The sequence below is a fragment of the Marinobacterium sp. xm-m-312 genome (assembly GCF_013283295.1).
In the GTDB taxonomy this organism is placed as follows: domain Bacteria; phylum Pseudomonadota; class Gammaproteobacteria; order Pseudomonadales; family Balneatricaceae; genus Marinobacterium_E.
In genome coordinates, this window is sequence record NZ_WBYS01000005.1 from 51016 (window position 1) to 63792 (window position 12777).

A 12777-nucleotide genomic window follows, 5' to 3' on the forward strand; every position below is an offset into this window, starting at 1 on the left:
TTACTCTCCTGCCTCTAATTTTTTTGCTCTCTCCGCAACCTGGCCACTCATCGCCATCGACATAACGGCCATCCTAACGGCAATGCCGTTGGTGACCTGATTCAGTATCACCGATTTAGGTCCGTCAGCTACGGAGGACGCGATTTCAACGCCTCGGTTAATCGGCCCTGGGTGCATAACGATCGCCTCAGGGTGTGCAAAGGCGAGCTTCTCCTCTGATAGGCCATAGAGTTTGAAGAACTCAGACTCGCTCGGTAACAGAGCGGAGGTCATACGCTCTTTTTGCAGACGAAGCATGATGACGACATCGGCATCACGAAGACCCTGTGCCATGTCGGTAAAAACTTTGACCCCAAGCATCTCGACATTACGCGGTAGCAGTGTACGAGGTGCGATCAGACGAATCTCGGGTACACCGAGAATCCTTAAGGCATGAATCTGTGAGCGAGCTACACGCGAATGAAGTATATCGCCGACGATCGCGACTTTTAGATGCTTAAAGCCACCTTTATGGCGACGAATAGTCATCATATCCAGCATCGCTTGGGTCGGGTGTGCGTGACGACCGTCACCGGCATTGATGATGGCGACGTTGGGTGTGACCTGGCTGGCAATGAAGTGAGCCGCACCGCTATCCGAGTGGCGAACGACAAACATATCCGAATGCATCGCTTCCAAGGTCATCAAGGTGTCTTTTAGCGTCTCCCCTTTTTTTGTGGAGCTGGTGCTGATGTTTAAATTCAGAACGTCAGCCGATAGGCGCTTAGCGGCTAGCTCAAAGGTCGACAATGTACGTGTACTGTTCTCAAAAAAGAGGTTGGCCACGGTTTTACCCCGAAGAAGCGGCACCTTTTTAACCTGCTGCTCACTCATATCCACAAAAGAGTCAGCCGTATCTAGCAGCTCTAATAGCAGTGACTCTGGCAGCCCCTCGATATCTAAAAAGTGCTTTAGCTGGCCATCTTCGGTTAGCTGCGCTTGAGTTGGGTCAGGAAAGTTAAACATGTTCGCTTCCTATTATTTGCTACGCTGACTGATGGTCAGTTCAAGGGGAGATGGGCCTGTTAGCTTTACCTGTTGATCGCTTGATAACGTCAGGGTTCCACCGATGACATCAGCTTGAATCGGCAGTTCGCGGCGTTGTAGGTCAATCAGGGTGACCAGTGTCACAGAGGCTGGACGACCAAAATCGAACAGTTCATTGAGCGCGGCTCTAGCTGTGCGACCACTCATTAACACGTCGTCAACCAAGATAATGTTGCGATCTTCGGTTGCGCTTGGCAGCTTTGAAACCCCTACTTTAGGGTTCAATCCAACGCGAGTGAAATCGTCACGATAGAAGGAGATGTCCAGCACCCCCATCTCATCCTGAATCCCCAGGTGTTGGTGAAGACGTTCAGCCAACCAAACACCGCCACTATGAATGCCAATGATGTACGGGTTATCTAAGCCGCGTGTCTCGATTAACTGCTGTGTGCTGTCACACATTCTTGTTAGGAGCTGTTCAGCGTCCAAAGTTTTACTGGTCATAATAGTCCTCAAGCCTTGCATGGCTTGGTATGCGCTGTTCTTGAAGAAACCAACCTTCTAACATCAATTGAGCGGCGATACCGTCGACAGATTCTGCACCGAAATCGGCTGATCCGCCATTCTCAAGATGAATCGATTTAGCCTCTTGAGATGTTAATCGTTCATCAAAAAGAAAGCAGGGTATTTTAGATCGTTCATGCAGGCGGTTGGCGAATTTTCTCGCTCGTCGCGCCATATCACTGATAGTGCCATCCATGTTCAATGGCAGTCCCACAACGATCGTCTTTGGCTGCCATTCAGCAATAATTTTATCGACTAAACTCCAATCGGGGATGCCATCTTTTGCAGCAATTGGATTTAGAGGTTGGGAGGTGGCTGTTAATGACTGACCAAAGGCAACACCAATTCTGCGTAAGCCAAAATCGAATCCCAGTGCGCTCTCAGTTAACTCAGTCATTGGACCTTAATTATGCGTGCCCCGCCTGTGCGGAGATTAGGTTTAGGTCGACACCCAGAGTAGACGCTGCGGATGAGAGTCTAAATTCGGGTTCAACATCGAACAGTATATCTAAATTTGCGGGTGAGCTTAACCATAGGTTCTGACACATCTCTTCATCGAGCTGCCCCGGTCCCCAGCCCGCATAACCTAAAGCGAACAGATAGTCTTCAGGCCCCTCGCCACGCGAAATGGCCTCTAGAACATCAAGGGATGTGGTTAACGTCAGTTGCTCGGGTAGGTGTAGTGAGGATTTCCAAGCTTGCTCGCCCTGTCTGTGCAGAATAAACCCATGCTCTTCAGAGACCGGTCCGCCTTGGTAAACAGGCTGATAGTTCAAGGGAGAGTTTTCAGGGAGATCGAGCTGATCAAGGATCTCATCCATAGGAATCTCATGCGGCTTATTGACCACAATCCCCATGGCACCCTCTTCATTGTGCTCACAAAGATAGATGAGGCTGTTGCTAAAGTAGTCACTCTCCAGACTGGGCATAGACATCAAGAAGTGGTGCTTGAGTAGGTTGGCATTACTCATCTCTTTCTCCTTTAACAACGTCGAATCTTTTTACACCCTCAGTGTAAGCTGAAAATGTTTCGATATCAGTACACTTGGGTATTTTTCTCAAATTTCCAAGTGCGAATGATCTCCAGTCGGTCCAGCCGCTGGCGCATCTCATTAGGGAAGGGCTCGAAGGGTGAAGCGCTCCTAACTGTCCGAACGGCGGCATCATCCAGTATTGAGTAGCCAGAACTTTTGAGGATCTCTAACTGCTTGACGCTCCCATCAGCGGCTAAAGTGACTAGCATCTGCAGACTGCCTTCAATGCCCTTGCGTCGCGCTTCGATAGGGTAGTTGAGATTACCTATCGTTTCGATTTTCTGACGCCAGCGCTCTAGATAGAGTGCATCAGCTTTGGCCAAGGTCGAAAGCGAAGTGACACGCCCCGTGCGTGAGCGACTCTCTAATTTTCGCTGCTCATCTTTTAAGCGCGCTTCCAAAGAGGCGATCTCCTCTGACGCTTTAAACAGAGCCGTTGAGTCGCCTGCTAAGGGATTCGAGGCGGTGGTCTGAATGGAATCAGTCTGTTGATTGGCTTTAAGCAGCGCTTGGGTGTTGGCTGCTAACAGCTCATTCGTCCCCGATTTCGCCTGTAGAGTACTATCGTTGACGCCCTCATCATTCGAAGGTGCCACGCCCGTTCCGGATTGTGCACTGATCTGTGCCGAGAGTTGGTTGATCTTGTCAGACCTGAACAGCGCAGGCTCAACAACACTCGCCTCTTGGTTCGTTTGTGAATCGCCCTGACCTAATTGATGATGCTGGGCTAAATAGGCTGGATCGATAGGGGCCTGTGGATCCTGATTTATCGCAAAGGTGATCTCAAGTGTTTTAGATGATTGCTCTGTTTTCAGTGCATCAAATCCGACCAAAAGTATGATCAGTGCGTGCAGAGCCAGTGCCAATACCAGCATAAAGCGCAGACGCTCATCGGCATCTGCACACCATGCAGCTGATCGATTGACCGGTTTTGGCGAGGCAGCTAAGTTCATTGCTGAGCGAGTTGCTCCTCTATGCAATCCATTAACTGCATGCCGATGTCCAAACCGAACTGATCATTGAGTTCACGAATACAGGTCGGGCTGGTGACATTGATCTCTGTTAGGTAGTCACCAATCACATCCAAGCCGACAAATAGAAGCCCTGCTTCGCGCAGTTTTGGCCCCACCTGTGCAGCAATCCAACGATCACGTTCGCTCAGTGGGCGGCCTTCGCCTCGCCCCCCTGCGGCTAGATTACCGCGAGTCTCTCCCTGACTGGGAATGCGTGCCAGTGCATAGTCGATAGGCTCGCCATTGATCATCAATATGCGTTTATCACCCTCGACAATCTCAGGGATGTAGCGCTGCGCCATAATGGTCTCTTGGCCAAATTTTGTCAGCGTCTCTATCACCACCCCTAGGTTCAAACCATCCTCTTTGATGCGGTAGATAGAGCTGCCACCCATACCATCTAAAGGTTTAAAGATGACGTCCTTATGCTCAGCATGAAAGGCTTTTAATCGCTCCTCTGAACGACTGACCAGTACCGGCGGGCAGCATTGCGGGAAGTGCGTAGCAAATAGCTTTTCGTTGAAATCGCGCAGGCTCTGAGTGCGGTTTACGATAAGTACACCGGCAGCTTCAGCAACCGCCAAAAGATGGGTGGTGTAGATGAATTCGTTGTCGAAAGGTGGGTCTTTTCGCATCAATATGACATCGAGCTCTGTTAGCGATAGATCTTGGTAGGCTTCACGTTCGAACCACTTGTTCGGGTTCATATCGACGCTAATCGGTGCCATACGAGCACGAACATCCCCATCTCTTGAGTAGAGATCGGACTGCTCCATATAGAACAGCTCCCACCCTTTCTGCTGCGCTGCCCAAAGCATCGCCAAAGAGCTGTCTTTTTTGTAGTTGATGTCGTCAATAGGGTCCATGACGATGCCCAGTTTAATGCTCATCTCTCGTTCCTTTTATGAGAAGTCGCCCCAGAGGTAATTTAGTACCGATGCCGCTGCGACGGGGGCGGTCTCTGTGCGTAATATTCGACTGCCCAGTAACCAGGGCTTAAATCCTTTTTGCAGTGCCAACTCGACTTCGCTCTCTTCTAAACCACCTTCCGGTCCAATCAGCAGTGCCACGCTGGAGGGTCTTGGCTCACTGTTCAGCGATGTGAGCTCAAGGTGTGGGTGAAGAATCAGTTTTAATTCGGCATCACACTGTTCGATCCACTCTGTCAGTGACATTGGAGCGCTAACGCTCATCGGCTTAGCCCGAAAACTCTGTTCGCTGGCGCTGATCGCGATCTGCTGCCAGTGAGCGGATCGCTTCTCTTGGCGATCGGCTGTTAGTTTGACCTCGGAACGATCCGTGAAAAGGGGGGTCAGGCTTTGTACTCCCAACTCTGTCGCTTTTTGCACGGCATAGTCCATGCGTTCACCGCGCGAAAGTCCCTGCCCAATATGAATGTCGATCGGGGATTCGCGATCATTCGGGTCGGCCGCAATGATCCGCACACTGGATTCACGCTTTGCCACGCTCGATAGCTCGGCCTGATAGTCAAAACCATCACCATTGAATAGTACGAGTTTGAACCCTTGCTTCATACGCAACACTTTCACTAGGTGATTGTGAGCGGCTTCTGGCAGTTCAATTTCTGTTCCGGTGCTCAGTGGTAGGTCTAGGTAGACACGGGGTATTCGCATACTGATTCTCTGGTTACTCTGCCACTGATTATGCCATGACAATTAGGGTGCGTCAGGCTGGATTTAGACACAAAAAAGGGCAGGCTTTCGCCTACCCTTAGCCACTATTAGTTGGCGATTAGACGCCTGCAGCTGATTTTAACGCGTCTGCTTTATCGGTCTTCTCCCATGGGAAGGCCGTGAAGGTGTCATCACCAACGGTCATCTCAAATGGATCACGACCAAAGTGACCGTATGCCGCTGTCTGGCGGTACATAGGGTGCAGTAGATCTAGCATGTTTGTGATTGCGTACGGGCGCAGATCAAAGGTCTCGCGAACCAACTCGATGATCTTCTCATCCGAGATCTTGCCAGTGCCGAAGGTGTTGATTGAAACTGAGGTCGGTTCTGCAACACCAATCGCGTAAGAGACTTGAATCTCACAACGATCTGCAAGGCCTGCAGCGACGATATTCTTAGCCACATAGCGACCTGCATACGCCGCCGAACGGTCCACTTTTGATGGATCCTTGCCAGAGAACGCCCCACCACCGTGACGTGCCATGCCGCCGTAGGTATCTACAATGATCTTACGACCCGTCAGACCACAGTCACCGACGGGACCACCGATAACAAATTTACCGGTTGGGTTGATGTGCAGCTTAGTGCCAGCATGCAGTAGATCAGCTGGCAGAACATGCTTGATGATCAGCTCCTGAACCGCTTCCTGAAGATCTTTCTGGGTGACATCTGGATTGTGTTGCGTCGAAAGAACAACAGCATCAATCGCGACCGGCTTACCGTTTTCGTAACGACAAGTCACCTGAGATTTCGCGTCTGGACGCAACCAAGGCAGCAAGCCTGATTTGCGGGCTTCTGCTTGGCGCTCTACAAGACGATGGGCAAAGGTAATTGGAGCAGGCATTAGAACATCGGTTTCGTTCGACGCGTAGCCGAACATCAAACCCTGGTCACCGGCGCCTTGATCTTCAGGTTTTGCACGATCGACGCCCTGAGCGATATCCACAGACTGTTTACCGATGATGTTGATCACACCACAGGTATCACCATCGTAACCCACATCTGAAGAGGTGTAGCCGATGTCATTAATCACGTCACGAACAAGATCTTCAAGATCAATCCAAGAGGTGGTGCTGATCTCACCAGAGACAATCGCAACCCCGGTTTTCACCATGGTCTCACACGCCACTCGTGCGTACTTGTCCTCTTTTAAAATCGCGTCTAAAACTGCATCAGAGATCTGATCGGCAATCTTATCTGGGTGCCCTTCTGAAACTGATTCAGAGGTGAAAATCGAATATTCGCTCATGAGTAAATCCTATGGGTTAGGTCGAGCCGCACATGCACAGCTCTCAAAATGTGGCAGCCATTGTAACCGGTTAAGAGTCGAGTTCTAAGTAAAAAGAGCTCTACTTCGATGAAACCTTTGATCATTACCCATGAAATTGAGTCATTTTAGCTAATGTCATTTGAATCTAAGCCCCGTCTGCGAGAGAATTTACCCCTCAATTTTTAATACCCCCCGCAGGAGTAGATTAATGTCATCTCGCCGTGAGTTAGCCAATGCGATCCGCGCATTGAGCATGGATGCTGTTCAAAAAGCCAAATCTGGTCACCCAGGTGCCCCAATGGGTATGGCGGATATTGCCGAAGTACTCTGGAATGAGTTCATGAAGCACAACCCAAGCAACCCTCACTGGTTTGATCGCGACCGTTTCGTACTGTCAAACGGCCACGGTTCGATGCTGATCTACTCGTTGTTGCACCTAACCGGTTACGACGTCAGTGCAGAAGATCTGGCTAACTTCCGCCAACTGCATGCTAAAACGGCGGGTCACCCCGAGTATGGTTACTGCCCAGGTGTAGAGACGACGACCGGTCCATTGGGTCAAGGTATCACTAACGCCGTTGGTATGGCTGTCGCTGAGAAGACACTTGCGGCTCAATTCAACCGCCCTGGTCATGAGATTATCGATCACCACACCTACGCATTCATGGGTGATGGCTGCCTGATGGAAGGTATCTCACACGAAGCTTGTTCACTAGCGGGTACTCTGGGTCTTGGCAAACTGATCGCATTTTGGGATGACAACGGCATCTCGATTGACGGTGAGGTTGAAGGTTGGTTCAGCGATGACACGCCTGCACGTTTTGAAGCTTACGGCTGGCAGGTGATCCGTGGCGTTGATGGTCACGATGCGGAACAGATCATTGCTGCTGTTGAAGCCGCTCAAGCGAACGAAGATCAGCCAACGTTGATCTGCTGTAAAACAATCATCGGCTTTGGTTCACCCAACAAGCAGGGCAAAGAGGATTGTCACGGTGCACCTTTAGGTGACGACGAGATCGCGTTGGCTCGCCAAGAGTTGAACTGGCCACACGCCCCATTTGAGATCCCAGAAGAGATCGCAGAGGGTTGGGATGCACGTGAAGCGGGCAGCGTTCTTGAAAACGAGTGGAACGAACGCCTTGCAGAGTACTCTGAAGCCTTCCCAGAGCTTGCTGCGGAGTTGATGCGTCGCCTATCGGGTGAATTGCCTGCCGATTTCTCTGAAAAAGCGGATGCATGGATTGCTGAAGTAGCTGAAAAGGGTGAGACCATCGCGTCTCGTAAGGCTTCGCAAAACGCTCTTAACTCACTGGGACCTATCCTGCCAGAGTTCTTAGGTGGTTCTGCCGACCTAGCAGGTTCTAACCTAACACTGTGGTCTGGCTCTAAAGCGATCACTGCAGAAGATGCGAGCGGTAACTACCTGCACTACGGTGTGCGTGAGTTCGGTATGAGTGCGATCATGAACGGCATCGCACTGCACGGTGGTTTCATCCCATACGGTGCGACCTTCCTAATCTTTATGGAGTACGCTCGTAACGCGGTTCGTATGGCGGCTCTGATGAAGCAACGCGCTATCTTTGTTTACACTCACGACTCTATCGGTCTGGGTGAAGATGGTCCTACTCACCAACCGGTTGAGCAGGTAGCTAGCCTGCGTATGACGCCTAACATGGAGACATGGCGCCCTTGTGACGCGGTTGAATCCGCTGTGGCTTGGCGTAACGCGGTTGAGCGTGCCGATGGTCCAAGTTCATTGATCTTCTCGCGTCAGAATTTGCCGCACCAATCTCGCAGTGGTGATCAGATCGCAGCGATCTCTAAAGGTGGCTACATCTTGCAAGATTGTGCCGGCACACCGGATCTAATCCTAATCGCGACAGGTTCTGAAGTTGAGTTGGCTATGGCATCAGCCGAAGCACTGACAGCAGAAGGCAAAGCGGTTCGCGTAGTCTCTATGCCATCAACTGATCGTTTTGATGCTCAGACTGCTGAGTACAAAGAGTCTGTTCTACCGGCTGCGGTTACAGCTCGTGTAGCGATTGAGGCGGGTATTGCAGACTTCTGGTACAAGTACGTTGGCTTTGGTGGCGCGATTGTTGGTATGGAATCCTTTGGTGAATCTGCACCGGCTGGCGAGCTCTTCAAGCACTTCGGCTTCACGGTAGAGAATGTTAAACAGAAGGCGCTAGCCCTCGTTTAAGTTGATCACGCTGGTTTTTAACCGGCGTTTTACTCTCTGAGAGGTGAGATGAGCTACCGAATAGCGATTAACGGTTATGGTCGAATTGGGCAGTGTCTGCTCAGGGCTCTGTTTGAGCGTGGCTTAGAGACTAAGCTTCAACCCATTGCGATTAATGAGTTGGCTGAGCCTGAGACGGTCTCCTATTTGACGCGTTATGACACGACGCATGGCCGCTTCCCGGCACAGGTGTCTCTTAAAGATGATCAGCTAGTTATTCGTGACCACGCCATCCAAATCTTAAATACTCCCAAGCCCGACCAACTCCCTTGGCGTGAAATGGGTATTGATCTGCTGATGGAGTGTTCAGGCTCGTTCAGTGACCGTCAAACAGCTGAGTTGCATCTGAAGCAGGGGGCCAAACGCTTGCTCTTTTCACAGCCCGCCACGGCTGAGGTAGACGCTACCGTTGTGTTTGGCTTAAACCAAGATTCAATAAACGTGAATCATAAAGTGGTCTCAGCCGCCTCCTGTACGACCAATTGTGTGATACCTATATTAGATCAGCTCGATAGGCATTTTGGCATTGAGCAGGGTGTGACCACGACGATTCACTCGGCGATGAATGATCAGCCAGTGATCGATGCCTACCATCACACCGATTTGCGACTAACCCGCAGTGCTCTGCAGTCGATTATTCCTGTGGATACAGGGTTAGCAAAAGGGATCGATCGCTTATTGCCGTCGTTGGAAGGGAAATTTAAGTGCCTCCATTTACGTGTGCCAACCCTTAATGTCTCACTGATGGATATGTCGATCAGCTTAGAGCGCGATACCACTGAAGAGGAGATTAACCAACTCTTCAAATCGCTCTCTGAAGGGCCGTTAAAAGGGTTGTTGGGATACACAGAGGAGCCGCATGCATCGACCGACTTTAACCACGACAGTCGCTCAGTCGTTGTTGATGGCACTCAGACGCGATTGTCCGGCAAGCGTTTACTGAAGCTGGTCTGCTGGTTTGATAATGAGTGGGGCTTTGCCAACCGCATGTTGGATATTGCTGAGCATTGGCTCGCACTGAAACAGAATTAATTTAATGATTGGAGAATAACAATGAACGTAAAACTGATGAAAGATTTGGATCTTGCAGGGAAACGCGTATTGATTCGTGAAGATCTGAACGTTCCTGTTAAAGATGGCAAAGTGACTTCCGATGCTCGTATTCGTGCGTCACTACCGACTATTCAGCTAGCGCTAGAAAAGGGTGCGACAGTGATGTTGATGTCACACCTTGGTCGTCCAACCGAAGGCGAATATGAAGAGCAGTATTCACTAGCACCCGTTGCGACCCACTTAGCAGGTCTGTTGGGTCGAGATGTTCCACTGATCAAGGATTGGGTTGATGGTGGCTTTTCAGTAGAGCCAGGTCAGGTCGTTCTTCTGGAGAACGTGCGTTTTAACGCGGGCGAGAAGAAAGATAACGAAGAGCTATCTAAGAAGATGGCCGCGCTTTGTGATGTCTACGTCATGGATGCTTTTGGTACCGCGCACCGCGCACAAGCATCAACTCACGGTGTGGCACGTTTTGCACCTATCGCCTGTGCAGGCCCACTGCTAGCGAATGAGCTTGAAGCTTTGGGTAAAGCGCTTGATAACCCAGCACGTCCATTGGTGGCGATCGTGGGTGGTTCAAAAGTATCTACTAAGCTTGAAGTACTTAACTCACTCTCTGAGAAGTGTGATCAGCTCATCGTTGGTGGCGGTATCGCCAACACCTTCTTGGCTGCAGCGGGCAAACCCGTTGGTACGTCACTGCATGAAGCCGATCTTATTGATACTGCGAAAGCGTTAATGGCTCGCTGTGAAATTCCAATTCCATCGGATGTCGTGACAGCGACTGAGTTTGCAGAGAGTGCGGAAGCGATTACGAAGTCAGCAGACGACGTCGCCGACAATGAAATGATCTTGGATATTGGTCCAGAGACTGCGGGACAGTTGGCACAAGTATTGCAGAATGCCGGTACCATCATCTGGAACGGTCCAGTAGGCGTGTTTGAATTTGATCAGTTTGGTAACGGTACGGAAGCGTTATCAAGAGCGATTGCTCAAAGTAACGGCTTCTCGATTGCAGGTGGCGGTGATACTTTAGCGGCAGTAGATAAATATTCTATTGCAGATGATGTATCCTACATCTCAACAGGTGGTGGTGCTTTCCTAGAGTTTGTTGAAGGTAAGGTACTGCCTGCAGTTGCAGTGCTTGAAGCACGCGCTAACGGTTAACAGCAAACGATTAATAGCAAATAGGTAAAAAATGGCTCTTATTTCAATGAGACAGCTGCTCGATCATGCAGCAGAGTATGGCTACGGCATTCCAGCGTTCAACGTGAATAACCTGGAGCAGATGCGTGCCATTATGGAAGCAGCTGATCGTGCCGATGCCCCTGTCATCGTGCAGGCCTCTGCCGGTGCACGTAAGTACGCGGGTTCTAACTTCCTTCGCCACATGATCTTGGCAGCGATTGAGGAGTTTCCACACATTCCTGTCTGTATGCACCAAGATCACGGCACAAGCCCAGCAGTGTGTCAGCGCTCCATTCAACTAGGCTTCTCATCGGTCATGATGGACGGTTCACTGGGTGAAGATGGTAAGACACCGACCGACTACGACTACAACGTTGATGTGACTCGTCGTACCGTTGAGATGGCTCACGCATGTGGTGTCTCTGTTGAGGGCGAGCTTGGCTGTCTGGGTTCACTTGAAACGGGTGAAGCCGGTGAAGAGGACGGTATCGGTGCTGTCGGTAAACTTAGCCACGACCAGATGCTGACTGACCCAGAAGAGGCTGCGCAGTTTGTTAAGGCGACTCAGGTCGATGCGCTTGCCATTGCAGTGGGTACTTCACACGGTGCTTACAAGTTCACTCGTCCACCAACAGGTGACATTCTTGCCGTTGATCGTATTCGTGCGATTCACGAACGTATTCCAGGTACTCACCTTGTTATGCACGGTTCATCTTCCGTGCCACAAGAGTGGCTAGAGGTGATCAACCAGTTTGGTGGTGAGATTCCTGAAACTTACGGTGTTCCGGTTGAGCAGTTGGTTGATGGTATCAAGCACGGCGTGCGCAAGGTCAACATCGACACCGATCTTCGTCTAGCGTCGACCGGTGCTGTGCGTAAGTTCTTGGCTGAAAATACCGCTGAATTTGACCCACGTAAGTATCTAGCGAAAACGATTACAGCGATGTCTGATATCGCTTACGCGCGTTACGATGCTTTTGGTGCGGCGGGCAATGCTAGCAAGATCAAAGCGATCAACCTTGAAGATATGACAGAGCGTTACCTCTCAGGTGAACTGGACGCAAAAGTGAATTAATCCAAGTTCACTGGATATCAAGGAGGCTTAGGCCTCCTTTTTTGTCTCTAGTGTATGGATTCTGTATGCAACTTACTCCAGGGCTCGGTGATGTCGTACCAGATGACCGCACTGAAATACTCCATCTGTCCCGCTTCTAGCTGCTCATAGTTCACTTCAAAACTGTGTAGCGTTTGTAGGCCCTGTTGGTGGGTATGATGATCGACGATCTGAAGGGATTGCCACTCTCGCTGCAGTCCCATCTTGCGCAGGTGTTCACCCAGTAACTCCAGTAGATCAGAGTTGCCATTGATCGTTGAAGAGTAGACGACGAAAGGGGTCTCTGGCCAGCCTGTCCCCTCGGTTATGTTGAGCTGATAATCGGTTGTTCTGCGCATGATCTGATCCTTAATTGAATATAGTTACGTTTCATCACGCTGAATCGATTGGCGCAATGATAGAATACCGTCATAACCGAACGATGGAGCCATAAGATGGACAGCAAAACCCCCTTCTACTCAATGACGCCTGACCGAGTCATCGATGCGGTCGAGTCACAGGGGTGGCTGAGTGATTTCCGTATTCTTGAGCTAAACAGTTACGATACACCTAACGTGTACACATAAAAATAGAACACCT

The 12777-nt window shown here is 50.3% G+C and carries 14 protein-coding genes; 5 read left to right on the forward strand and 9 right to left on the reverse strand.

All coding sequences use genetic code 11. The features are described from left to right. The 8 genes from XMM312_RS07310 to metK form a co-directional block, all read right to left on the reverse strand. Positions 1-1005, reverse strand: coding sequence for an aspartate carbamoyltransferase catalytic subunit (locus XMM312_RS07310; RefSeq protein WP_173480073.1), 1005 nt, complete (start codon positions 1003-1005; stop codon positions 1-3). 12 nt (positions 1006-1017) lie between these two features. After that, positions 1018-1530: a bifunctional pyr operon transcriptional regulator/uracil phosphoribosyltransferase PyrR gene (gene pyrR, locus XMM312_RS07315; RefSeq protein ID WP_173480074.1), complete on the reverse strand. Its 513-nt coding sequence runs from the start codon at positions 1528-1530 to the stop codon at positions 1018-1020. Further along, positions 1520-1987 (reverse strand): Holliday junction resolvase RuvX, encoded by a 468-nt coding sequence (gene ruvX / locus XMM312_RS07320; RefSeq protein ID WP_173488985.1) that lies wholly within the window; start codon positions 1985-1987, stop codon positions 1520-1522. Before ruvX ends, pyrR begins: the two co-directional genes overlap by 11 nt. A gap of 10 nt (positions 1988-1997) precedes the next feature. Further along, positions 1998-2561: a YqgE/AlgH family protein gene (locus tag XMM312_RS07325; RefSeq protein WP_173480076.1), complete on the reverse strand. Its 564-nt coding sequence runs from the start codon at positions 2559-2561 to the stop codon at positions 1998-2000. 65 nt (positions 2562-2626) lie between these two features. Further along, the gene (locus XMM312_RS07330; protein WP_173488986.1) at positions 2627-3577 is read right to left on the reverse strand and encodes an energy transducer TonB; all 951 of its coding nucleotides are present in this window, start codon (positions 3575-3577) and stop codon (positions 2627-2629) included. Next, entirely contained in the window at positions 3574-4527 is a 954-nt protein-coding gene (gshB, locus tag XMM312_RS07335; RefSeq protein WP_173488987.1) for a glutathione synthase, read from the reverse strand. Before gshB ends, XMM312_RS07330 begins: the two co-directional genes overlap by 4 nt. A 12-nt stretch (positions 4528-4539) precedes the next feature. Beyond that, positions 4540-5271, reverse strand: a complete 732-nt coding sequence (locus XMM312_RS07340; RefSeq protein WP_173488988.1) for a 16S rRNA (uracil(1498)-N(3))-methyltransferase — start codon at positions 5269-5271, stop codon at positions 4540-4542. A 118-nt stretch (positions 5272-5389) separates the two neighbouring features. Next, positions 5390-6580 (reverse strand): methionine adenosyltransferase, encoded by a 1191-nt coding sequence (gene metK / locus XMM312_RS07345; RefSeq protein ID WP_173480080.1) that lies wholly within the window; start codon positions 6578-6580, stop codon positions 5390-5392. A 229-nt stretch (positions 6581-6809) separates the two neighbouring features. Between metK and tkt the strand changes: the two genes are divergently transcribed. Genes tkt through fba form a run of 4 tightly spaced genes read left to right on the forward strand, consistent with a single transcriptional unit; the run spans position 6810 to position 12159 of the window. Further along, complete coding sequence (gene tkt, locus XMM312_RS07350) at positions 6810-8804, forward strand: transketolase (RefSeq protein ID WP_173488989.1); 1995 nt, start codon at positions 6810-6812, stop codon at positions 8802-8804. Between the two features lie 48 nt (positions 8805-8852). Next, a complete protein-coding gene (locus tag XMM312_RS07355) occupies positions 8853-9875 on the forward strand; it encodes a type I glyceraldehyde-3-phosphate dehydrogenase (protein WP_173480082.1) in 1023 nt (340 codons plus the stop codon). A gap of 21 nt (positions 9876-9896) precedes the next feature. Continuing rightward, the gene (locus XMM312_RS07360; protein WP_173484420.1) at positions 9897-11063 is read left to right on the forward strand and encodes a phosphoglycerate kinase; all 1167 of its coding nucleotides are present in this window, start codon (positions 9897-9899) and stop codon (positions 11061-11063) included. Between the two features lie 31 nt (positions 11064-11094). Next, positions 11095-12159 (forward strand): class II fructose-bisphosphate aldolase, encoded by a 1065-nt coding sequence (gene fba / locus XMM312_RS07365; RefSeq protein WP_173488990.1) that lies wholly within the window; start codon positions 11095-11097, stop codon positions 12157-12159. 47 nt (positions 12160-12206) lie between these two features. On the opposite strand, the gene XMM312_RS07370 is transcribed toward fba, so the two are convergent. Further along, complete coding sequence (locus XMM312_RS07370; RefSeq protein WP_173480085.1) at positions 12207-12536, reverse strand: hypothetical protein; 330 nt, start codon at positions 12534-12536, stop codon at positions 12207-12209. A 96-nt stretch (positions 12537-12632) separates the two neighbouring features. On the opposite strand from XMM312_RS07370, the gene XMM312_RS11610 reads away from it, so the two are divergent. Beyond that, positions 12633-12764, forward strand: coding sequence for a hypothetical protein (locus XMM312_RS11610; RefSeq protein ID WP_256368484.1), 132 nt, complete (start codon positions 12633-12635; stop codon positions 12762-12764). Positions 12765-12777: the final 13 nt, after the last annotated feature.